Origin of the sequence: Carboxylicivirga marina, from assembly GCF_016612505.1 — a bacterium.
GTDB lineage: Bacteria > Bacteroidota > Bacteroidia > Bacteroidales > Marinilabiliaceae > Carboxylicivirga > Carboxylicivirga marina.
In genome coordinates, this window is record NZ_JAENRR010000030.1 from 20956 (window position 1) to 45202 (window position 24247).

Annotated in this window: 23 protein-coding genes and 1 pseudogene; 19 read left to right on the plus strand and 5 right to left on the minus strand. The window is 38.8% G+C overall.

Translation table 11 applies throughout. From position 1 onward, the window contains the following. From JIV24_RS13005 to JIV24_RS13075, 15 genes are all read left to right on the plus strand, one after another. Window positions 1-375: a hypothetical protein gene (locus JIV24_RS13005; RefSeq protein ID WP_200465483.1), complete on the plus strand. Its 375-nt coding sequence runs from the start codon at window positions 1-3 to the stop codon at window positions 373-375. A gap of 15 nt (window positions 376-390) precedes the next feature. Then, window positions 391-654, plus strand: coding sequence for a hypothetical protein (locus JIV24_RS13010; RefSeq protein ID WP_200465484.1), 264 nt, complete (start codon window positions 391-393; stop codon window positions 652-654). Further along, window positions 641-1378 (plus strand): hypothetical protein, encoded by a 738-nt coding sequence (locus JIV24_RS13015; RefSeq protein ID WP_234445828.1) that lies wholly within the window; start codon window positions 641-643, stop codon window positions 1376-1378. The genes JIV24_RS13010 and JIV24_RS13015 overlap by 14 nt, the downstream gene beginning before the upstream one ends. 33 nt (window positions 1379-1411) lie before the next feature. Continuing rightward, window positions 1412-2347: a hypothetical protein gene (locus JIV24_RS13020; protein WP_200465486.1), complete on the plus strand. Its 936-nt coding sequence runs from the start codon at window positions 1412-1414 to the stop codon at window positions 2345-2347. Window positions 2348-2519: 172 nt separating this feature from the next. Then, on the plus strand, window positions 2520-3146 hold the full coding sequence (gene traK / locus JIV24_RS13025) for a conjugative transposon protein TraK (protein ID WP_200465487.1): 627 nt from the start codon (window positions 2520-2522) through the stop codon (window positions 3144-3146). Window positions 3147-3167: 21 nt separating this feature from the next. Continuing rightward, window positions 3168-3482: a hypothetical protein gene (locus tag JIV24_RS13030; protein ID WP_200465488.1), complete on the plus strand. Its 315-nt coding sequence runs from the start codon at window positions 3168-3170 to the stop codon at window positions 3480-3482. After that, a complete protein-coding gene (gene traM / locus JIV24_RS13035; protein WP_200465489.1) occupies window positions 3457-4650 on the plus strand; it encodes a conjugative transposon protein TraM in 1194 nt (397 codons plus the stop codon). The genes JIV24_RS13030 and traM overlap by 26 nt, the downstream gene beginning before the upstream one ends. Before the next feature lie 21 nt (window positions 4651-4671). Further along, window positions 4672-5469 carry a DUF4138 domain-containing protein gene (locus JIV24_RS13040; RefSeq protein WP_200465490.1) on the plus strand — a complete coding sequence of 266 codons (798 nt, stop codon included), beginning with the start codon at window positions 4672-4674 and terminating at the stop codon, window positions 5467-5469. 53 nt (window positions 5470-5522) lie between these two features. After that, window positions 5523-7439, plus strand: a complete 1917-nt coding sequence (locus JIV24_RS13045; RefSeq protein ID WP_200465491.1) for a type IV secretory system conjugative DNA transfer family protein — start codon at window positions 5523-5525, stop codon at window positions 7437-7439. Between the two features lie 36 nt (window positions 7440-7475). Continuing rightward, window positions 7476-8153 carry a DUF3945 domain-containing protein gene (locus JIV24_RS13050; protein ID WP_200465492.1) on the plus strand — a complete coding sequence of 226 codons (678 nt, stop codon included), beginning with the start codon at window positions 7476-7478 and terminating at the stop codon, window positions 8151-8153. Window positions 8154-8346: 193 nt separating this feature from the next. After that, window positions 8347-8724, plus strand: coding sequence for a plasmid mobilization relaxosome protein MobC (gene mobC, locus JIV24_RS13055; protein ID WP_200465493.1), 378 nt, complete (start codon window positions 8347-8349; stop codon window positions 8722-8724). A gap of 9 nt (window positions 8725-8733) precedes the next feature. Beyond that, window positions 8734-10158, plus strand: coding sequence for a relaxase/mobilization nuclease domain-containing protein (locus JIV24_RS13060; protein ID WP_200465494.1), 1425 nt, complete (start codon window positions 8734-8736; stop codon window positions 10156-10158). Between the two features lie 444 nt (window positions 10159-10602). After that, window positions 10603-11397, plus strand: coding sequence for a hypothetical protein (locus JIV24_RS13065; RefSeq protein ID WP_200465495.1), 795 nt, complete (start codon window positions 10603-10605; stop codon window positions 11395-11397). After that, window positions 11376-11576, plus strand: coding sequence for a transposase (locus JIV24_RS13070; protein ID WP_200465496.1), 201 nt, complete (start codon window positions 11376-11378; stop codon window positions 11574-11576). Before JIV24_RS13065 ends, JIV24_RS13070 begins: the two co-directional genes overlap by 22 nt. A gap of 177 nt (window positions 11577-11753) precedes the next feature. After that, on the plus strand, window positions 11754-13445 hold the full coding sequence (locus JIV24_RS13075) for a LamG-like jellyroll fold domain-containing protein (RefSeq protein WP_200465497.1): 1692 nt from the start codon (window positions 11754-11756) through the stop codon (window positions 13443-13445). Window positions 13446-13600: 155 nt separating this feature from the next. Here JIV24_RS13075 and JIV24_RS13080 read toward each other — a convergent pair whose 3' ends face one another. The 5 genes from JIV24_RS13080 to JIV24_RS13100 form a co-directional block, all read right to left on the minus strand. Next, entirely contained in the window at window positions 13601-13984 is a 384-nt protein-coding gene (locus JIV24_RS13080) for a hypothetical protein (protein ID WP_200465498.1), read from the minus strand. Window positions 13985-14170: 186 nt separating this feature from the next. Beyond that, window positions 14171-14908 carry an IS21-like element helper ATPase IstB gene (istB, locus tag JIV24_RS13085; RefSeq protein ID WP_200465499.1) on the minus strand — a complete coding sequence of 246 codons (738 nt, stop codon included), beginning with the start codon at window positions 14906-14908 and terminating at the stop codon, window positions 14171-14173. Between the two features lie 12 nt (window positions 14909-14920). Beyond that, entirely contained in the window at window positions 14921-15652 is a 732-nt protein-coding gene (locus JIV24_RS13090; protein ID WP_200465500.1) for a Mu transposase domain-containing protein, read from the minus strand. 124 nt (window positions 15653-15776) lie between these two features. Continuing rightward, the gene (locus JIV24_RS13095; protein ID WP_200465501.1) at window positions 15777-16217 is read right to left on the minus strand and encodes a transposase; all 441 of its coding nucleotides are present in this window, start codon (window positions 16215-16217) and stop codon (window positions 15777-15779) included. Next, window positions 16162-16473, minus strand: coding sequence for a helix-turn-helix domain-containing protein (locus JIV24_RS13100; protein ID WP_200465502.1), 312 nt, complete (start codon window positions 16471-16473; stop codon window positions 16162-16164). Before JIV24_RS13100 ends, JIV24_RS13095 begins: the two co-directional genes overlap by 56 nt. Window positions 16474-18063: 1590 nt before the next feature. On the opposite strand from JIV24_RS13100, the pseudogene JIV24_RS13105 reads away from it, so the two are divergent. The 4 genes and pseudogenes from JIV24_RS13105 to JIV24_RS13120 form a co-directional block, all read left to right on the plus strand. Then, window positions 18064-18285 (plus strand): annotated as a pseudogene (locus JIV24_RS13105) (IS66 family transposase); the annotation flags it as partial. A gap of 290 nt (window positions 18286-18575) precedes the next feature. Continuing rightward, window positions 18576-19031, plus strand: a complete 456-nt coding sequence (locus JIV24_RS13110; RefSeq protein WP_200465504.1) for a helix-turn-helix domain-containing protein — start codon at window positions 18576-18578, stop codon at window positions 19029-19031. A gap of 250 nt (window positions 19032-19281) precedes the next feature. Next, the gene (locus tag JIV24_RS13115; RefSeq protein WP_200465505.1) at window positions 19282-22368 is read left to right on the plus strand and encodes a SusC/RagA family TonB-linked outer membrane protein; all 3087 of its coding nucleotides are present in this window, start codon (window positions 19282-19284) and stop codon (window positions 22366-22368) included. An 11-nt stretch (window positions 22369-22379) separates the two neighbouring features. Beyond that, window positions 22380-24233, plus strand: coding sequence for a RagB/SusD family nutrient uptake outer membrane protein (locus tag JIV24_RS13120; RefSeq protein WP_200465506.1), 1854 nt, complete (start codon window positions 22380-22382; stop codon window positions 24231-24233). Window positions 24234-24247: the final 14 nt, after the last annotated feature.

Genomic DNA, 24247 nt, shown 5'->3' on the forward strand with positions numbered 1-24247 from the left:
ATGAGAATCCTAAAAATTACACTTGTATCAATGACTTTGCTATTTTGTCTAAATAGCACACTAAGAGCCCAAGCACCCGTAACCGATGTGGGAGCCGGTATCCAGCGAGAAGCCCTCTGGACACAAGAGAAAGGCATCCTGAGTAAGATGAACTGGTACAACCTATTGATTAAAGCCCTGAATGGCGATATCAAAGGACTGACGGGTGAGCTCTTGGGCATTGATGAGCAACTGCTGGATGCCGTTGAAAATGTATCAGGGCTGATAAAAGATTACAAGCGCATACAGGAAACGCGTGAGATGCTGTCTAAGATACTGGAAATTTACTCTGATAAAGTGCCGAAGCTAATCCAGGATCATAACTTCACTCCATAACAGGCCGCTGCCATCTTGCAGGCTTTTGATATCATACTGACCGATAGCCGTGATTTGGTGACAGAGGTGCTGAATACCATCACCATTGATAAAGCCTTTTTGATGGATGACAAAGCGCGTTACGATGTGATCAACGGTATCTATCGTCAGGTGCACCGTCATTATGGTACCATTTGCTACCTCTACAACAAGATTCTCTACGCCTCTTACATGCGAAGCTACCAATTGGGTGATCTGAAAACCTTTGCTTTTTACTACAGCCTTTATGAAACGAACTAAACCTTTTGCCATGAAATGCTTGATAACAATATTTATCATGTTGCTTAGCCTTTTAACCATTGAAGCTAGCCAGGCACAAAGTGCTTTTGCAGTGAAGAAATGGAAAGGAAGATACCCGAGAATGAACAATGACTATCCATTCACTTTTGTCTCATGGAAAGGCTGGCTGCCGCCTGTACCTCATTTTTTTGTACGACTCTATCCCTCGCACTATTACTACTACGTCAACTCCCTACCGGTTGTTGATAGCAAGAGCTACGTGAACATGACTTTTCAGAGTGTTCTGAAACTGGTTCTTAAAAATATTGACAAGAAAGCCTTACTAACCAACATGCAGGAGATCAGTGGCATTCAAAATAACCAATGGCAACATGAAGCCATTGAAAGCTTTTTAAGAGATAGTCGCCTCAGATCCTTACTGGATATCTACAACACGCCCCAAAGTTTACAAAACTGCATGACGGCTTTAGCTGATCTGAACACTGAAGAAGTTCCCAAAGACATCATTCAACAACTGGAGTGGAGCATGGAACAACAAGTGGAGACCTACCTGATGATCAATAAACTGGATGCTGAGCAAGGGGAGAAGCTTAAGGCATTGGGTCAAGTTAACCATGAAATCAAGCAGCTGACAGGCACTATTCGCTATACGGCTCAAAAGATTGAGTATTTCCAGAAGTGGAATCAAGAAATAAGACATAGCCTCAGCTTTCTGGGGCGCTAATCATAGGCTTCAAACGCATTAATAAAGCATCGTATGAACATCGAAAACTTCTTTCAATTCACAGATAACCTGATCGGCATTGGCATGGACAACGCCAGACTACTAGTTGACATGGCTCGTGCCATTGGAGGCATCGCCGCCTTTTTGTATATCGCCAAACGCATCTTTGAGCAGTTGATAGCCGATAATCCCATCATGATACTACCACTTCTAAGACCTTTTGCCTTGGTACTGGTTATTACCTTTTGGGGTGCTTTTATCAACATTCTGATGGTGCCCACCCAAGGACTGACCCATTTGAGTGAAGCCATTTATAGCAATCGACAAGAGGAAGTGAGCCAAAAATTACAGGAGAAACAAAGCGTTATGCTCAATACCGACCTGCCACTTTTTGAAGAGAACCAGGAAAAGGAAGCGGATCTGTGGGATAAGGGCATCAATGTCCTACTAACCACCTATAACATTGTCAGTGGTCGTGCTATTCGTAACCAAATTAATTATTACATCATGGAAGGCATCCGTCAGGTGACCGAGGTTGTGTTTGAAGTGGTGGTTTACCTGATTGCTTTTTTACGCACCATCTTCTGTGTACTACTCATCATCTTTGGGCCATTGGTGTTTGCCTTGTCCATCTTCGATGGTTTTCAGGATAACTACCTACAATGGATAGCACGATTTGTCAGTGTCAACCTCTACCTACCCATTGCCCTGATTATCCTGTCACTGACACAGCACCTACTTATCTACGTGTTGGATGTGGAGATTAATATGATGAACCAGATGGGTTTCTACCAGTCCTCCCTATTTTTTGTTTCGGGACTGATTGTGCCACTCTGTGGTATCTGTGGCCTTATGATGGTACCCAAGGTAGCGACATGGATCATCAATGCTTCAGGCACCAGCACGGGTGGAGGACGCATGCTGCGCACAGCCGCCATGATGGCTGTCTCCAAAGGCGCCCTAAAGTAAGGGGCGAGGCGTCCCAGCCAATAATTGATTGGCAATATTTAAATAAAAAATAAGAGAGCCAATAATGCAAGCTTGATGAAAGTAGCAACAAAAACTCTGTGTCTTTGCGGCTCTGCGTTGAAACAAATTAAAAGTCTAACAGTCTCCATATCTAAGGTCTAATAATCTATCCATGCAACAACTCATTCATATCCAAAATCGCTTTCGTTATACGGTTTATGTATTGATGCTAACCACTGTTTTATCCATTGGAGGGGGCATTTACACCTATATCACTTCTCTGCAACTGGTCAGGCAATCCCGGCAGAAGATCTATGTTCTGGATAATGGGCAGTCCCTGTTATTGGCCTTGAGAGCCGATATATCAGATAACCGTCCGGCAGAAGCCAGGCACCACCTCAAGCGTTTCCATGAGCTTTTCTTTACTCTGGAGCCGGATAAGGACTACATCGAAAGCAATATCCGAGAAGCCCTTTATTTGGCCGACCAGAGTGCCATGAAGCAATACACCACCTTTAAGGAGAACAACCTGTATAACCGGGTGATTGCCTCTGATATCAGCATGACTCTTCTAACGGATTCCGTACAGATGGATTTTTCCACTTACCCCTATGGTTTTTGCTATTACGGTAAGCAGAAAATAGTACGAAAATCCAATATCACGATCCGTCGTCTCATCACCAAAGGTAAGTTGAGGAATATCTCACGAACGGATAACAATACCCATGGCTTTTTAATCGAAGGCTGGATGATAGAAGAGAATGCCGACATCGAAACCCGTCGACGTAGTAATTTTTAATCAATAGACTAAAATCAAAAGATGATGAAACTCAAACAGCACCTCAAAAAATGGCTACAAAAGGTAGATGAAAGTGATCAACAGCTGAGCCAATATACACGAAAAATCAAATGGATAGGCATTCTTGGAACCCTATTTATACTCTATGTCCTGTCTTTTATGGTGGGAAGGGAAAAGCCCTCATTTTCTGTAAGCTGTTTACCACTTCCCACAGCAATTAGAGATAGCACCGAATTAGATTCACTGCTACATAAAAAGTCATTTACGCTGCCAACTGACTCCTTTGAACAACTCTTAAATCAGCACATCCATGAAAACACTCATTCAGAAAAATAAAGGGCTATTTGTCTTACCTCTCATCGTATTGCCATTTATCACCTTGATATTCTATATCCTAGGTGGTGGCAGTGGTAAGCAAGTTAAAAAGATGCATTTAGCAAGTGATGGAGCCAATTACCAATTGCCGGATGCAGATCGTCAGATTGCGATACTGGATAAAAAAGAAGCCTATGAGCAGTTGCCAGAGCAACAAGGTGAAAAAACCATCAAACTGAATGTGGATACGTCTCAACAATTGACACCGCTTGAGATAGCGGAACATAGCTCACAAGTTGATGTCAATACCATTCTTCTGGCACATGTGAAAAAGCAGGAGGAACTATCCCGTGCAGCATTAAACCAAGCACTAACAAAACCGGAAGTGACGAAGACGCAAAAGTCACCAGGAAGTAACAACTTGAATTCTTCACTGCCTAGGCATAGGCCTCAGGTACAACAAAGGAAAACGACTCCAAAGAAAAAAACAGATAATGCAGAGGTATTTATATCAAGTCCGGAGTATTCAGCAGCTCACCAACCCTATAAAAACCTGACGGGCATTGAAGAGTTGGATGAATTGCTCACAGAGCATGAAAAGCTGCTGAATCAAAATGACTCCCTACAGCATCAATTGCAGCAAGCAAATCACATTCTTAAACACTACCAAGAGAAGGAAAAACACACCTTTAAAGTGAGTATTCAGAGCCAAAGTCGCTTTAATCGCCCAGGTAATAAAAACTCGCTTATGCGAGCACAGGTGGTGGAGGATAGCAAGGTATTGACCGGTAATCGCATACGGCTGCGACTTATCAATGGTATCCAAATCAATGGTCAAGCAATCAAAGCCGGTACTTTCATTTATGGACTGTGCAAGACCAATAATGAGCGATTGCAGGTCTTAATTAGCAGCATTCCCACTCAGAATAATTACCTGCCCGTGAACCTCTGTGCCTATGACCTGGACGGCATCAAAGGCATCTATGTACCCGATCACGTGGCGCGCAAGGTCTATCAGGATGTGGCAGGGGATATCAACCCAGCCATGCTGCTTGCACCGGCTAATAATCCCATTTCATACATGGGGCTGAATGCCGCCAATGATCTGAGTCGAAGCATGATGAAAAGTGTCCGGCAGAAGAAAGTCTTCTTACGCAAAAACACTGTTGTCATCCTTAAAAATGAATAATCACTTCTAAACACTAATCATATGAAAACCATTTTGATAATACTAGGCGGATTACTAATTAGTCTACGAATAAGTGCCGGCAATCAAATCACTATCAATGAACAAACCTGTGTTCATCTGATTTGCCCGGCGGCAGTCAGTTATGTGCAGGTGGGGCAGCATGATCAACTCATGGCTGAGACCATCAGCGACTATCCAAATATTGTGCGCATCAAAGCCGTGCATGAATTTGATGGCACCTCCTCATTGACCATTGTCTGTCAGGGCGAGTTGTTTGCCTTTGAAGTCAGCTATGATAAGCCATCTGCACTTCAACTACAACTCTACAATTACTCTGGTGAATCCATTAAAGAGTTTGAATCAGTAAGTATGCCTCTGCATAAAGTGCAGGCCTGTATCTATAGGCTGCAGGCCATGGAAAGCAAGGGCATCAACTGCAAAACAGAAATAGACGGAATTAAACTGCAATTGGATGAACTGCGTGTGAAGCACGATCTGCTTTTTATACGTCTTAAGGTACATAACACAACCAACACCAACTATAGAGCAGGAGCTCCTGTTTTTGTGATGCAGGATAAGAGACCACGCAAGGCCGCTAATGTGCAGGAGTATTTACTAGAGCCCTGCCGGGTGTCCATTGATGAATTGTTTATCACACCAGGAGAAGAAAAGCAAGTAATTATGGTGTTTAAGACTTTTAGCATCCCGCGGCATAAGGAAGTAATGATACTACTGCGAGAACAAACAGCAGGTTACACCGGACGCGATCTAAACCTCAGCTTTAGCAATAAAGCCATTGCCAAAGCAGGCACTTTATAGAAACCCCAAGGCCAACAAGCAATCAAAAAATCGAACAGTCACAACTCAAGACCATGTCCAACTCCGAAGGCACTCAATTAATCCGCTTGCATGAAGCTTTTCGCTTTATCAGCTACCTCTTGCTGTTTGCATCACTGTATCTGACTTGTCTACATTTTTTCAAGACTCAGGGTATCTATCAAAACGAGTTTGCAGTTGTGATTGAGCGTTTGTATCGATTGCCATTTTTGTCGGATATCATCTATTCCAAACTATGTACCTCATTGGTGTTGTTGATCACTTGTCTTGGAACTAAAGCACGCAAAGAGCCGGATTTGAGCATCGCCAAAATTGTGTTGCAGATACTTAGTGGCTTACTCTTCTATTGGACGAGCATCTTTTTATTACCTGCTTACACCTTGGGTTATTTACTGCTTTCTACCACCTCTTTTGTGATGTTGAATGTGGGCTTTGATAATGTTTCTAAAGTCATTAATGTGAACCTGATGAGCGATCGTTTCAATCAGGGGAATGAGAGTTTCAGGCAAGAAGAGAAGCTGAAAACCAACCCGTGGTCAGTTAACATCCCCATGCAATACATTATGCATGCCAGGGGTAGGCAGGGCTGGATCAATGTGGTGAATCCTTTTAGAGCTTCCATGGTGATAGGAACACCCGGCTCCGGTAAATCCTTTGGGGTGGTGCAGCCTTTTATCCGACAGCACCTGTACAAAGGGTTTTCCATGGGTATTTATGACTTTAAATATCCGGATCTCTCAGCCTTGGCTTTTGCTCATTATCAAAGAGGTAAGGTCAATGGTCTCTTGCCACCGCACACACAGTTTTGTGTGATTAATCTGGATGATATCAATAAGAGCCAACGTTGCAACCCTTTGGCACCCGAGCTAATGGATAGTCCCATTGATGCCTTTGAAGCCTCGCGAACGATTCTTTATAACCTTAATCGAGAGTGGATACGCAAGCAAGGGGAGTTTTTCTCCGAATCAGCGGTGACCTTTTTTGCAGCTGTTATCTGGTTCTTGAAACGCTATGAAGGAGGTAAGTTTTGCACTTTGCCCCATGCGATAGAGCTGTTGCAAATGGATTATGATGACCTTTTTGAAATCATGGCCACTGAAAAGGATGTGGTGAACATTATCAACCCCTTTATCAATGCACACCAACGAGGTGCCAGTGAGCAGCTGGAAGGTCAGTTAGGCAGTCTGAAAATCGCTATCTCGAAAATTATCACACCAGAGATTTATTGGATCTGTTCGGGTAATGATTTTTCACTGGATCTTAATAATCCTGAATCACCCAAAGTACTGTGTCTGGCTAATAATCCTTTACGCATAGAGATATATGGTGCAGTGCTATCACTGTTTATCACCCGTATGCTCAAGGTTATCAATAAGAAAGGACAAAGGGCTACCTCCCTTATTTTTGATGAGTTGCCCACCATCTATTTTAGAGGTTTGGATACCTTGATTGCCACGGCCAGAAGTAATAAGATATCAACACTTCTGGGAATACAGACCATTGATCAGCTGGTGCGTGACTATGGTAAGGAAGCTGCCAACGCTATCCTGACCAATATTGGCAATGTATTCTCCGGGCAGGCCACGGGTGATACAGCCAAATACATGCAAAGTCGCATGGGTAAAGTACTGCAGGAGCGACAATCGCTTAATATTAACCGAGCCACCCAATCATCCACAATCTCCACTCAACTGGATTACCTAGTGCCGGAAGGAAAGATAGCGACTCTCCCACAAGGATATATGGTGGGGCAGGTGGCAGACAGTTTCGGACAGCCCATCACACGTAAGAATTTTAATGCCTTGCTAAAGCCTAAGGATGATGCCTATAAAAGCGAGAGCGCTATGCCTGACTTTTACACCTTTGATAGTAAGGACCAAGTGCTTGAATGCAATAGGAAACAGATCTATAATGATATTCAGAAGATATACCATCAAATTATTCATACTTAATTAAAATACGATGTAGAACACTTAAAAAGGAAAAAAATGGAACAGAACACACGTTACAAACTCGAAGAAGTGCCCTTGGCTAAATTGCAGAAGGTGGGCATTCAACAGGACTTTATCTCCAAGATGGAAAAAAAGGAGCTCACGGATTTTCTAAATGGTTTCCGTTCTGATAAGCTGTACACCATCAATGCTCAGATCAATGATGAGAATTACCGTATCCCAGCCAAAATAAGGTTGCAGAGGGAGGGGGAAGAGATAAAGATACGTATCCATCCCATTCAGCGCTTGCATATACCCGACAGTTTTATGGGGCATGCTTTCTCGAAAGAAGAACGGGATACTCTTTTGAAAGATCGTAACCTGGGTAAGGTGATTGAAATGCAGGATTTCAATGGCAAGAAAGACAAGTACTACATTGGTATTGATCCCAAAACCAATGAAATTATTCCGCTTAAGCAAAAAAACATACAGGTTGCCGATAAAATCAAAGGGGTGAGCCTGTCTGCTGCTCAAAAAGAGAAGTTATCCAAAGGTGAAAAAGTACAGCTTAAAGGCATGACTGGACGCAATGAGAAGAAATTTTCTGCAACGCTACAGATTGATCCAGCGGTGAGGAACATTCGATTTACGGACTTTAAAAATGAAAAGGTGGCAACTCAAAAGAAAGAACAAGCACAGGATAAAAAGAATACAAAATCCATGAAAGTAGGATAAAATGATACGACCAGTAGATGCTAAAAGGAAAGGCTGTCAACGGATACTTTTCCTTTTTTCAGGTTTGATTTTAACTCTATTATTAAAATACAGAGTCACTCTTACGAAGTAGATGCAAGATGTGTTTTTGTAATACAAAAACGAGTTTCCTTGCTCTACGAGGTTGAATTGAAATCCAAGTTAAAATTTAGTTATGAGACCCAAGAAAGACGATAAACAACAGTTATCAGTCCATGTCATTATTCGCCTAAAAACTACTGAGAAAGACGAAATAGTAAAGCGAATGAACGAGGAACGATTTATCACAATCACGGATTATGTGCGGTCACGATTATTTATCAAACGTTTAAGTAAACGAATAACAGTGAGTGATGAGTATATTCGAATTTTTCGCACCTTGGATTTTAACTTGACGAAAATTGGGAATAACCTCAATCAGATAGCTCACAAGTTGAATGCTTACAATACCTATATGTTAACAGAGCAGGATAAGCTGGCTTTTGAGTCATGTTTTAAACAATTAAAAAGCTGCTTTGAGATTCTGGATAAATACCTTCATCTGATTAATTAATTTGAATTCGTGGTAATTAAGATTCATCAAGTGGCCAGTACCAAAGGAGCCTTTAACTACAATGAGAAAAAGGTGGAGGAGAAACATGCTGGCTTCTTTCATAGTCGAAATACCATTTCAGTTGACCCATTTATCCATACTAAGGCCCATCGCTTAGACTTGCTGACGGGTATTGAAAATCGGAATAATCGTGTGAAGAACAAATGCTTTCATGTCTCCATTAATCCGACTTCCAACGAATTAAAAATGCTAAGTAGAGATGGCCTGATGAATGAAATAGATACTTTTATGCAGCAGATGGGTTATGGTCATCAACCCTACTTTGTGTATGAACACGCAGACGTTGACCGCACCCATTACCACATTGTATCCACTAGAATTGATGCTAGATCCGGTAAGAAGATTAGTGATAGTAATGAAAAACGAAAAGCATCTAAATTTATTAATGAGCTTTGCCAACGTCATGCCTTAAGTAAAAACATAGAACCCATTCAAAAGGTGAACCTTGTTGCTAATGTTACTGGTGAAAACTTACATGAAAGCATCCAACAAGTTTTTAAACTTTTGAATCAATCCAATATTTCCGGCAAACAAGAATACTTAGATGTATTAAAAGCGTTTAACCTACAATTTTATACTTCAGAAAAGGGCCAGTCGGTTCTAATTAAACAGGGTGAGCAAACCCTTCGTCATGCCATTCCTGTATCCCACTTTAAAGAGAAGCCACTCTATGAAGCTTGTAAGGAAAATGTGAGTAATACACAGCTTCAGAAAGACCTGCAGGTGAAAGTAAAGCAAATACTTCAGGAACTTAATAAAAGCTATCGTTTTTACACTGAATCAGAATTGACACAAGCACTGAGTAAGCACAATTTATTGCTTTATAGACGTTCTGAAAACGGAAATATGAGTGTTTATTCTCCTATCGATAAGACGGTAGTTGATGCTCAGGAAAATCTTAAGAAATACTCGATCCGATTGAAGTCGTTCAAGCTCAGTCAGGATGATTTTTACATTATCATTCGTGAATATGCAGATCTGTGTCAGAAAAGAGGGGTGTCAATACTGGATGAATTAACGACGAAGGAAAACAATCAGAACATAGTAAATAAAGTGGATGCCAAAATCACGCTTAAAATGCCTGAATTATCCCAGATAAAACATATCAAGGGGATTGAAGATAAAGACCTCAATGACATTCAATATGCCGTTAGATTGCATTTTGAATATACTTTAAACAAGGCAAAGGATAAACTTAGTTCAAATGTTTATCAAGTAAATTCCATGATTAACCAACAAAGATGTTGGGAACGTTTAAATCGGCAATTCATATACGAACTAGTGCACTATTTAGAGAAAGGAAATCAAAAAAGAAATGATCTTACAAAAAGGAAGCAGAATCAAATAAAGAAACGAAAAGGAAAACGGTATTAAAAATCATTGAAATGTCATTTCTGCTGTTAATAACAGGCTTTTTTTCTAAAAGCCAGTCTTTGACCTTTTATTTTATTTAGGTTAGTTTGCGTAGTTAACGTAATTTGAATCTCGGAGCTTGCTCCTGGGGCGTTCATTGCATTTGCCTAAAAATAAACTAAACATGGGAACTATTGTATCACGGCACTATTGCCGCTTAAAACTTTAACGAACTATTGTTACAAAATGTCTGTCTTTTTAGTAGATTGTATTATATTTGATAGTCAATATTTGTTTTCAATACCCCTGTTAGGGCATGGAATAAACAAACAACAATGAGTGGCTTATGTTGCCGGAATGCTTATCTAAAGTCATGGCAATGAATATCATTAGCGAATGATTCTGACGACTTCAATAATAGTGATTGTCAAGGGGAATAATATTTATAAAACACACATAGAGGGCGTGTTATCAAGGATTTTAAATATCAATCATTGGAGAAAAGAGTTTGTTACAGAGACTCTTATCCTGTTTTTATGCATCAAAGAGCAAAGGTACCGACAACAATTCGAAAAATCATTTGACTTCCTAACATTCAATAAAGAATTGACACCGTTTCAGGGCAGCGGTCAGTATGCAATAGCTTTTGACCCTTCATATATCAATAAGGCAGGTAAACACACTCCTGGTGTTGGTTATTTTTGGTCAGGATGTGCTAACCGTGCTAGGTGGGGTCTCGAAATTGGTGGTTTGGCAGCAATTGACATTGATAACCATACCGCATTTCATTTAGAGGCTGTTCAGACCATGGTCGATAAAGAGCAATCCCTTTCTGATTGGTATGCAAAGGTCATTTCAGACCGCAAAGAACAATTACTTGGGATATCGCCTTCTCTGGTGGCAGAGGCATGGTTTGCCAAGTGTTTATTTGTTGATCAGGTAATACAGAGCGACATGCATCTAATAGGTCGACTTAGAGATGATGCCAATATACGATACCTACATCAAGGCAAACCTACAGGAAAACGTGGCAGATCCCAAAAGTATAATGGAAAAGTTGATAACACAAATATCGACAAGAACCACTTTAAGCTTATGTCAAAGGATGAGCACTCTGTAATACATAGTGCTATTGTATATTTTATATCCTTAAAGCGCAATATCAAGGTTGTTCATGTTCTTTATGACAATAAAAACGGTAAGCAGAACCATAAATTGAATTTTCAACCGATATTAATATGGATGCATCAGATATCTTGAAATACTATCAAAGCCGTTTCCAGATTGAATTTCTCTATGGTGATGGAAAGCAGCATGTAGGCTTGAATGATTGTCAAGCCAGAGGCGAGAATAAATTGAATTTTCACTTTAACGCTTCGTTGACAGCAATTAATCTTGCCAAGATTAGCCATTGGTTGAGCGTGCCTAAAGAGCTTTGAAAATCTTTTTAAATAACAGATGTTAAAACAATAAACCACAATGCCTTACAGTTGAATTTGTTTTGATAAGTATTGGTGTTAATCCACACTTGCCTAAAAACACAAGGAAGGAACGAGAATTATTGTATCACGGCACTATTGTCGCTTAAAACGTTTAACGAACTATTGTGATTTTAAATGGGAAATAAGTTACTCCATATATTAAATATCTTATTCTTCTTCTATTGCGAAGTGGTTATTGGTAATGTGAATATTGAAAATAATAAAATTACCAATGTTTTTCATCGGTGTGAAAAGTCAGAAGAAAATATACAAATTCAGAAAGACCGTTCACAATTGACCAATTTTTATTTTAATGGGATTGATTCACGAATAAAACTTAATTGTGGATCTGTTATTTCAAAACCATTTACCTTTTGTGCTTGGATTAAACCGGAAGATATTCATAAAAACGACATGGCAATAATGGGTATTCCAGATGTGTTTTGGCTCTTTGCGAGTACGAATCGTGAAATACGTTTTGCCGAATTAAGTATTGGGAATATATACACTTCAGGTGTGTTGTTAAGTAATAACGTTTGGAGTTTTATGTGTTTTGTAGTTGATTATAAAAGTGTTAAAATCTATTGCAATTCAGATTATATAGGAGAATTTCAGTTTGTGAATGACTATGATTTTGGTAATTCTTTAATTATAGGAAAAGATAACTATCAAAGTGCATTTCATGGTAATATGCGTGAGATATCAGTTTATGATGGTAAGCTTGATACAGAGGTAATTAAAGATTTGTATGCTGAAAGTTCTAGACAACAACCATTAACTGAGGGGTTAGTAATATATTATCCTTACGATGATGATAAGTTTTTTCAGGCCTATAAAGGATCAGGTTTAAAAATTAATAATGTAATTTTTAAACCTGATTCAATTCACGGTACTGTTGGATACTTTAGTGGTAAAGAAAGTTTTATTGACTTTGGCTTGATTCCGATAGACAATGTTGTTAGTGTTTCTTTGTGGATAAAACCACAACTATTAAGTCAAAAAAAAGGTGCATTAATATCTTTAAGGCAAGCTATATCTTTTAGTTTGACCGCTGAAGGGAGATTAGTTCTAACAATTCCTACAATTGTGGATTTGAAGGAAAATTCTGTTCAGCTAAAAATGAATAGTTGGCATCATGTAGGTATAACATTTAAAGAAGGAAAAGGTGTTACTTTTTATCTGAATGGGGAGAAAATAGGAGATTCACCTATAGAGGAATATAAGGATGCAACTAAAGAGTTAAGAATTGGAACTAACATTTGGAGTGAATTCTTTATTGGAGAAATGGATGATTTAATCATTTGGAACAGAGTGCTTAGTGATGAGGAGATTAGGCATGTTTTTAAAAAAGATAATGAATATTGGCAAAATGAATTAAAGCCTAAAAGAATACAACAGTTTCAATATAAAGTTTTTGTGTTACCCATACTATCCCTCCTATTTTTATTGTTTTTATTTTTAAAGATAAGAAGTAAAAAAAGAAAGCTGGTTTACGGTTCAGTAGAGCAAATGGATCCATTTCTTATTAAGCTCAATGAAATTGTTGAAGAAAAATTCGCTGATCCGAACTTTATGGTTGACGGATTTTCTTTACTTATGGGAATGAGTAAGACTAAATTATATAATGAATTAAAGTTACGCACAGGGCGATCTCCAAAAGAGTATATCCGAGAATGCCGACTGTTGAAAGCTTCTGAGATGTTGAGAGAAAGCGATATGCCAGTTAATGAAATTTCAGAGGCAGTTGGTTTTATAAGCAGGGCGTATTTTAATAAATGCTTTAGGGAGAAATTTGGAAAAACTCCTACGGAGTTCAGATTAAATTAAATACGTGGTTCTTTCTTGTATCTTGAAAATTTGTGAAGTCGCTAAAGTAAGACCAATGTAAGCAGGAAATAGCCAAATTGCAATAACAAGACTTTTCGACGACGTAGCTCAAAAATGGCTCTGTCATTCACCAGTCGCTGGAAGCTTTTAATTAGTCAAACCTTAAAAAACCTCATATTTTGATGAGCTATAATTTTCAAAAGAACTACTTCCCAATCATTTGAAATAATGAACAAATATTTTTTAGCATCGCCTGTGAAAATCGACCTTTGACCGGTTTTATTAGGCATGCGATAAGCAATAATACGATGTTGGTAATCACCAAATTGATATTTGAAACTGTTGATCTCCATATCCTGAAAATTGATGGTGGAAGATTTCCAATTCTCGGTATCGACCGCCAGTGTCAACAAGGTTTTTGAATTTGAAGCTCTTATTGAAAAAAGAATATCTTCTTTGTGGAAATGATCTGTAACTTCTTTTATATATGAGCCACAATCCATTCGGGCATAACGAGGTTTTACTCCCTTGTCTACCAAGATTTGTAATGCTCTTTTATGTGTTGATAGTTGTGCTGTTTTAACATTACAGTTCCCATTTCGTCCCTCAATATAAACCGGAATATTCGAGATGCTTGCTATCTGGCTATTTCGGAGTGACCATGCCAGCGATTTCGGAGTAACCGTGCCACTTTAAAAGATGCTGCAATAATAGAAAAAAATTTACTATTCACTCACTAAATATCCTTTTCTTAAAGATTCACCTTTTAGATCTATACGGTGTGATGAGTTGACCAATCGATCTAAAATGGCATCGGCAATGGTACCTTCTCCAATAATGTCGTACCATACCGAAACAGGTATTTGTGATGAGACAATAGTTGATGTTTGATTATATCGGTCATCTATAATATCCATAAGAGCTTCTCTGGCATGATTATCAAAGGCCTGCAATCCAAAGTCATCAAGGATAAGTATATCAGCCTTAGATAGCTTCTTTAGCTCCTTTAAATATGTGCCATCTACTTTGGATAATTTGAGTCTTGTAAACAATCGAGCCGTATTGGCATAAATCACCTTATAACCCATTAAACATGCTTGATGCCCCAAAGATTGAGCTAAATAACTTTTTCCAACGCCCGAAGCTCCTGATATAATTACATTCTCCATTTTGGTTAAAAAATCAAGTGATGCAAGGCGCATAAACATGTTTTTATCGAGATTTCTGGATGGCCCATAATTAATATCTGCCACCGTTGCTTTTTGCTTAAAATTAGCTTGTGCAATCAGCCTTGCGATCTTACTATTTTGCCGATACTCCCACTCCTGATCGGTAAGTAGTGCCAAGTATTCATCAGGCGTCACACTCTTTAACTGATTGTTTTTCATATGCTGAAGATGCAAATCAGCCATGGCACCAAGGCGCATTTGCCTTAGTTTTTCAATTGTTTGATTGTTGTTCATTGTAAATTGTTTTTATTGGTAAGCCGAAGCTCCATGTAAGTTTTCATGTACTGGAATATGAGGTGTATTAGATGCTTTCACTTGCTCTACGGCATCCTCTTTATCGAGATTGTTTTTTAAGATATTCTGTATGCGCTTGTAAGAAAAAGCACCTGCCTCAACAGCTCTCTTACAAGCATTATTGAGTCGCTCAGAGTCATAGGTGCGATGAAGTTGGATAATACCCATCGCTCTTTTGTAGGCAATCTCAGGATAGATGCTATTGCTGATTACTCCTTGAATACAAGCCACTACATGAACACCATGCTTAGCCGCTTTCTTCTCAAAATAGGCAGGACTCCATTCTGTATATGCCTTGTGTGTACTGCTCAGATGGTCTTTATTGGTAATGTAAATACCCATCGCAGGATTACGCTGATGAGATGCTATTCGTTCATGATTATAAAAGACCTCCACAGTTGATCTTGTATAATGAATTTGGGTTGATTTTCCGATATATCGATGGGGCACACTGTAATAGTTTTTATCGGGCGAAAAATACACGTAACCCATTTTTTGAACCTTGGCTCTACGATAATCTTTAAGTTCGTAACCCGATGATGGAAGTGGCTTTAAGTAACTTCTCTCTACTGATTGGAAGAGTTCTTTTCTACTTGCGCCTTTGCGTGTTAGTAGGCGGTTATTGTAATCGACAAGCCATTTCTTAATTTCCTGATTGAGTTCATCCAGTGAAAAGAAAGTCATTTCCCTTAGGGGATAATAAATACGTTGATAAGCCAATTGAACCGCATTTTCGACTAATGCCTTGTCTTGTGGAGCATAACTTCGGGTAGGGTTAATAACGCAGTTATAATGACGTGCAAAGTCTTTATGACCTATTAATGTCAGGTTCGTATTTACTGGCTCTAGTTACTGCCGATTTGAGATTGTCTGATACAATAGCCTTAGGAACGCCACCATAGTACGCCAGAGTATTACCCATGCTTGTTATCATATCTTCCCGCTTTTGACTATATGAAGCTTCAACGTAGGTGTATTGGCTGTTTGGTAAAATCGCAACAAATACTTCTACTGGTGTTAGTTCCCCAGTCTCTTTATTGGTAATGTATAACTTCTTGCCTGCATAATCGATAAAGACCTCATAACCTGCTTCATGCTCTAGCTTCATAGAGCCTTTTATCTTTGAGTGTTTACGGTTATAATGCTCCATGTATTGAGTGTAACCATAAGGTTCTTTTGACTCACGCCGATATTCATTGTAATGAAATTGGAAGGTAAAGCCTGGATGATGGCGTGCATCGTTTACCATTCTCAAAATGGAGCATTAGCTCATCGTAACGCTCATTTTTTATAGTGCTGTTACCGGGGAAGAGCTCCCTAAGCTTTAAGTTGTCAAATGAAACTAACTCCTTCAATGAGTATTCACATGACTTGAACAACTTTATATACGTATTGATGGTATTGCGGGAAATACCTATCGTCTTTTCAATCTTGCGATTACTTACACCATCAAGGTGCAAAGTAATTATCTGTTTTAAATCCATTGGATCAAGTTTATTGGCCATATCGCTTTTTTATGCGAGATAGCAGATTTTACTTGATCTTTCAAAGTGGCACAAATTGAACCGAAATAAATGGCACAAAACGAAACGTGCCCCGAATGAAATATTCGGCTAAAATTGGCACTGTTTGAACCGAAATCACTGACGTAAAGACTCCGAGGTTACTGGCATAAAACGAAACGTTTTATCCACTATCTCAGGAAAATATCCTCTTTTGTTTTTTGTAACTATATTCTGCATCGTATTTATCGGCTGCGAAGAACTGGTGGTCAAAATCATCTATCAAACCTCTAGCACTGGGGCTTAATTGCTTAAGCATTATCGCGCTGTAAACCAGAAACTTATTAATCTTCGTGTTGACATTAATTTTGTTTGTTTACCCCGATGCTATTTCTAAGTAATCACAAGGCACAGGTAGTTCAACATCGCCACGCAAGATTGTATCAGCTGACGGAATTCCTATTCCCTTGAGGTGATTTAATGTGCTGTCTCGCACATAGTTTACATCTTCGGTGGTATTACCCCCCCCCACACACACACACAGAATGCGGTATAGATCCGACTCAGTAAAATATCTGAATAATTGTAATCTATCGCCTTTGCCCTTTTACCTAGTTGATTGTCAATAAAATCAATATCTCCTTAGCGAAAAGTTGCTCATGAATAAGGTGGATACCCCCAAATGGGGTTACTTTTGAATTGAAAATTTTGTTCACACACCCAAATGGGTTAAAATTTTCAAGACCTGCAAGCTTTGCAGGTCTTGTTTTTCAAATTGTTACATTATTCTTGGGCCATTTGCTCGCGGAAGTAAGGAGATATATAGGAATTGGTATTGTAGCTTATAATCTTCAGAAGATTGGGAAGTAACTATTAAAATATAAGCTGAAAGAAGACCCAATACAGATGCAAACTTTAGCAGCGTAGAGCAATTCAGTAAAACGCTATTTAGAGTCTAATTACATGAAAAACCAATAGTTTTAATGGGGTACATATATAAAAAAATCACAAATATTCAGAGGCCAATAGATTGTGCCTTCTTCACGACAGTATTGGATTAATATTCGCGAGAGAGATAACATACTACTGAATTTTACAATAGAAAAGTAAAATTAGATTCAAAAATTCGGAGTTTTCTTTCTGGTACTATTTATATGGCATCAAACAGAATGTGGCAAGAGCAACAGTTGTTGGTAGTGATGGGTCAGGCGTTAAAGTCTGTGGCGACAATTAATGGAAGTGGCCATGGCAAACAGATACGTAAACATACATTACAATTAAGCTGAGCTGTGCCAATGTGACCATCGAAAATGAATTTCCGAATTGATTTTCCGGTGCTGAACTCATAAGTGATTCGTTAAGTGCACAACTAAAAACACCTGCAATTTTACATTAGTTGTGTTTGGTACGTTTAGTGCTGATAATCAATGGGCGTGTGTGCTAAAGTCTCTATTCGAGAAAGCCATCGGATTAAAAAAGACATTGAATTCCCAGCAATATAATGAATCTATGCAAGTGCATTGACTGATATAATATGGACTTGATGAACTTGTAAAACACCCACTACAAGAAAACGTACCAAAGTTACCTGCATTTCAAAAGCGCTTGAGAAAATGGCGTGATGCTATTCTTACTTTCTTATACCACCCGGATGTGCCTTTTGATAACAAAGGCTCTGAGCGAGCGATCCGAAATATTAAAGTCAAACAAGGAGTTTCAGGTGGATTTCGTTTTACGCGAGGTGCAGATATCTTTGAGATGCTTCGACTTTCTATTGCACTAGCAACGCAGAAGAAGCAGTTTTGCACTGTCTAATCTATGCATACTTGAAGGATGTTGAGAACATGAGGTGTTAGCTAATTTGCATTACGATTTAACGAACTAACGAGTGCGTCGAATGTCTATATGAGTTCTTCGAATTGCCCTTAAAGGTATTGTCGATTATGTGGTGTTTAAATTGCAGGTGGACAGCGCGTTGAAATTATGAGTGCATAAAATGAAAGAATTAAGATGTGATTTATATTTATGTTTCTCACTTTGCACTTGGTAGTTAGGTTGAGTATCCGGAATTATTAAAGTGTATCTGTAAATCAAAAGGGAATAATATGCTTAAAATTAGAAATGTTGAGATGGAAAGTTTGAACATGAATAGGGGGCACTTGTTCAAAATAAAACCCAAAAATGATCATTGTTTTAAACAATATAAAGTTGAGCATGTAATAGAGCAGAGTGATGATGAATTTATTAATACGGCAAGGAGCATAATTGAATCAAGAATTTCAGATTCGGAATATACTGCAGAAATGTTTGTAAGGGATATGAATACAAGTAAAACGGTGTTATACAATAAATTTTCTAGAATTGTTGGACAATCTCCAAAGGAATTTATACGTAATGTCAGACTTCAACACGCCACTCATTTATTAAAGTATAATGATATGAAAATATGGGAAATAGCAAATGAAGTAGGATTTTGTGATGCAGCTTATTTCACTAGAGTTTTCAAGAAAAAAATCGGAGAATCTCCAACTTTATACAGACGAAAACATATTGATGCTTGAATTAAAATGTATTCTATTGTTAATAGACTACTGCCAAACCTAACATTAATTGACATTTTATAACATAAATAACGTATCAGAGTTAGAGCAATTCAATTGAAATTTCTGATTGGTTTTTTGTATGTAGTGTTAATAGGGATGTTAATAGCATTAATTTTTTCTTTAAGTAATTAAAAGTTGAAATATAAGTAGAATGCCGATGAGTCAGTCAGTTTAGATTGATTATATATAGTTCATTTAAATTTAAGTTATGAAAAAAACAAAAAAGGCCAGAGGAAGTTGCTTCTCTAGACTTATGATTATTGCGATGGTAATGATTGTCAATATTAATGCCTTCTCGCAAGAGAAATTATTGACGGGAAATATTACTGATACTGAAGGATTAACTATTCCTGGAGTTACAGTGATGATTGATGGTACTACTCTTGGAACCATTACCGATATAGATGGTAATTATTCACTGAAAATTCCGGCTATTAATAATCCGGTTATTGTTTTTTCATTTATAGGAATGAAAACTCAGAGGATGTCACTTGCCGAACAAGCTAGGTTGGATGTTGTAATGGTGTCTGATTTAAACGAGGTTGATGAAGTAGTTGTGGTAGGTTATGGCACTCAAAAACGTATTAGCGTTACAGGTGCCGTTAACACGATTAAAACAGAAGATTTGGCTGCTGCCTCATCCTCGTCGGTAGCAACCGCATTAACAGGGCGACTTCCTGGAACGGTGGTGGTGCAGTCGAATGGAGTTGCAGGTAGTGGTGCTTCCGAAATTCGAATTCGTGGAGGAGAAGAAAATCCATTAATCCTGGTTGATGGTGTTGAACGTGGCTTTCAGGATTTAGACCCAGATGAAATAGAGAGCGTTACCACTCTAAAAGATGCTTCTGCAACAGCTGTATACGGTATCCGTGGTGGAGATGGTGTTATAATTATTACAACCAAGCGAGGAAAAGATGGACCTGCAAAAATTTCTGTTAAAACGGAGTTTGGCTTGATTCAGCAAGGTCAGATACTAAATACTTTAAACTCATATGACTATGCCCGATTGATGAACGAAGCACTTGCTAATGATGGTAATCAGCCTGTTTATACAGCTGAAGACATAGAGTTATTTCGTACTGGTGAAGACCCACTATTTCATCCTAACAATAGCTGGTTTGATGAGATGACTAATGAATTTGGCCATCGACAGCGTTATACCGTTAATATGTCCGGAGGTCATCAGAAGCTGAGGTATTTTACATCTGTTGGTTATATACAGGAGCGTGATATTTACAAAGATTACGATGTGGGTTACGACGATGAATCAAAATACAAACGCTATAACTTGCGTACTAATCTTGATATTGATTTAACAAGCACCACGGTGTTAAGTGTAAATGTAGCGGGGCAATTTAGTAATCGCCATATGCCCAATACAAGCTTGGGTGGTTTAACTACCACAATGTTTAAAACGCCATCTGACGCTGCTGTTATATGGAATGACAAAATCATTCGTGTGAACGATAATGTGGTGAATGATACGCCATTTCAACAATTGTATGACAATGGCTATCGGGATAATTATAGCAATAAACTGCAGTTTTCGGCTAAACTAAAACAAAATCTGAACTTTATCACGAAAGGTTTGAGTTTTGATGGCACATTTTCTTATGATCATGGCTATGGTAATGATTTTGTAGCTAGCAAAAACATTCCTGTTTATGAGGCTTTTGTCGATGCTAATAATCCTGAAAACATCAATTTAAGACGTTTTGGTTCTGAAACTAAACTTGGTGAAAGCCGTAGTACTTCAACGAAAACTAAAACCATTAATGTTCGGTTAAAGATGAATTATAAACGTTCGTTTGGCCGTCATAATATTGGAGGTGTTGGTGTGTTTACTACCAATGAAGTTGCTTTTCTGAGTGGCGGTGGAAATAATCCTACTTATGTGCCACGTCGATATGTAGAAGCAGCCGGTCGCGTTTCGTATAATTTTGCGGATAAATACTTTTTAGAATTTAACGGCGGCTACAATGGCTCTGAAAACTTTGCACCAGGAGAAACACGATTCGGCTTTTTTCCTGCTATTTCGGGTGGATGGGTGTTGAGTAATGAAGCGTTTTTTCCGAAAAATGATATCCTAAGTTTTGTAAAACTACGTGGTTCGTATGGTACTACAGGTAATGACAAAGTTCCAAATCGTTTTGCTTACTACGATGCTTATAATATTACGTATGGCGGCGGCTATTTATTTGGTGTGTTGCCAGATGGTCAGGGCCAAGCTCTACAAACCAAGGTTGGTAATCCTAATGTGTCATGGAGTACCAGTTATCAGAAAAACCTAGCTTTAGAAACACGTTGGTTCGATGGTAAATTAAAGTTGCAGGCCGATGTATTTGAAACTGAAAAAAAGGATATATTAATAACACCGAATAATATCGCTGGTATCATAGGAGCTCCTAATAACCCTCCTGCTAATATTGGAGAGCAGCGTATTTGGGGATATGAATTACAAGCCAACTACAAAACAAAAATTGGTGCTGTTGATGTAAGGGTGTTCGGAAACTTTAGTACTGTTGATAAGGAATGGGTTTTTAAGGACGAAATACCCCAAGATTATGCCTGGCAAGAGAGAACAGGTAGACATCCAAGTGCTATTGATGGAATGGTTTTTGATGGCTTTTACTCACAGGATGACATCGATTATCTGGCTGCAAATAATTGGGTAGGTGATGAGCAGGTTGTTTCGTCTGGCTATGTGGGCGAAAGTTTGCAAGCGGGAGACCTTAAGTATGTTGATTTAAACGGTGATGGGGTAACCAATGATTCGGATATGAAGGTGTTTGAAAATTTATCAATTCCTGCTACCTCCTATGGCTTCGGTACCAATTTAGCCTATAAAGGCTGGTCTTTAAATGTATTTTTTCAGGGAGTTGATGATGTAACCTATAATATTAGTGGTTTTGTACGCGAACCATTTATATCCGGAGTTGGTAATGGGTCCGAAATTTTGCTTAATCGTTGGACATCAGAAAGGGCAGCTGCCGGTGAAAAAATAGAATTTCCTCGATTGACATCTTCTGGTAAGCACAATCACAACTACAAAAATTCCGATTTCTGGTTTCGTGACGCCTCTTATATACGGTTGAAAAATATGGAACTAGCCTATCGCTTGAAAGGGAAAAAGTTGAAAGATTTTGGCATATCATCAGTGCGCATGTATTTAAGTGGTACCAATTTAATGACATGGACAGATCTTGATTTTGTTGACCCGGAAACGAAGTCGGGTTCTAGTGCGTTAGTCGGCCCTAACAAGGTCTATACCATGGGAGTTAATGTTTCGTTTTAAACAATAAAGGAATGAAAAAAACAATAAGATATATACAAATAGTAGCTGTTGCCCTACTGGTATTTATAAGCAACAATGCCTGCGACGATTTTTTTGGTGAACCAATAGAACAAAACATCACCCAGGACACGGTGTTTAACAGCATGCTTAATGCCGAAAAACTTTTGAATTCGGCTTATAGTCAAGTACCTTATTTATGGCCCACGGGTTGGTGGACTTCATCAACAACAAGTAATTCGAGCAGAATACACCAGAATATAACTGCTTCTATAACCGATGAAGCGGTAACAGGATCTGTATGGACCGGAGCAAAAATTTTCTATTACGGCGATTGTCAATTGTCACCTGATAATGTGGGTAGGTACGCTGCTGCTACTGAACGAGGTATGATTGAACATCTTTTTGAAGTGCCTTACATTTATTTTTATCGTGCATTTACTTACATAGAGGGAGTGGACGTTACCCGTGGTGCTACCAGTGCTTTTATTGATGAGACAAAAGCACAAGCTAAGCTCTTGAACGCCATTGGTTATTATGAATTAATTAAACGTTATGGTAGTGTGCCATGGGTCGATCATGTGTTATTACCAAATGAAATGATTAGTGAAAAACGTCCTCCGTTGAGTGAAATCATTCAAAGGGTTGACAATATGATCATGGAAGCACTTCCTTATTTACCCGAAAGCTATAACGATGCCAACCAGGGACGTGTAACAAGGGCAAGTGCATATTTTTTACGTTCAAGGTTATGGTTGTTGGCAGCCAGCCCCTTATTTAATAGTAATGCCCCTTACATGGATAACGATGATGCCAATGACGCCATTTGGCTTGGCGGTTACGATGCAACACTATGGCAAAAAGCAGCGGATGTAACCAAGGAGGCTATTGACTACTGTGAGAGTGCTGGTTTCGCCTTAGTAAACACTGGTAATCCGGTGGCAGATTATACCCTGGCTACGCGTGACATCATTGGTAATACGGAGTTAATATTATTCTCGCGCAGGATAGCAAGCTCGAATGGTTCAAAAGAGAATAACCAATTGTTTGGTCGTCATCTGCCTCCGAGGGCCGGAGCTAATAATAATGGTGCAGGTTTGACTAGTCCTACCTATAATATGGTTTCTTTATATCAAACAGTTGATGGGAGTGAAGTAGATTTAAGAGCTGATAACCCATGGGAGAAGCTTGATCCGCGTTTTCACGCATCCATTGTTCATGATAAGGCTGATTTTGGTGGTGTTACCATTAATGCTAATATTTACACGAGCATGAATAGCCCTGTTGCAAATCCTGTAAAGAATAATGATCTTAAAAATGGTTGGATTTCAGGTTTCTACATGCGAAAATTTTTGCATGAAGATCAATATACCAATGAGGCATTACGTTACGATGCACCATATCTATATATGCGCTTACCAGAGCTATATTTAAACTATGCAGAAGCTTTAAATGAGGCATCACCAGGTAATAATGACATAACTACTAACTTAAACAAGTTGCGCAATAGAGCAGGGATGCCTAATGTAAATGCTTCATCACAAAGCGAAATGCGTGAGCTTATTCGTAATGAACGTGCCATTGAGCTGATCTTCGAAGATCAACGATTGTTTGATGTGAAACGTTGGAAGATTGCTGCTGAAACCATTGGTGCTACAAAATATGGTGTGCATCGTATTAATGAGGACGACGTGGCTGCTGGGCTTACTGATGAGAATGGTGTTCCTTATGAGTTTGGTGATTATATGATTAAGGAATGTAATGCTAACCTGCAACGCATTTGGAATGACAAGTTGTATTTAATGCCTTTCCCAAGGTATGAGATAAATAAGGGAAAAGGGCTTGTTCAAAATCCTGGTTACAATTAAAAAAGGCAATTGAT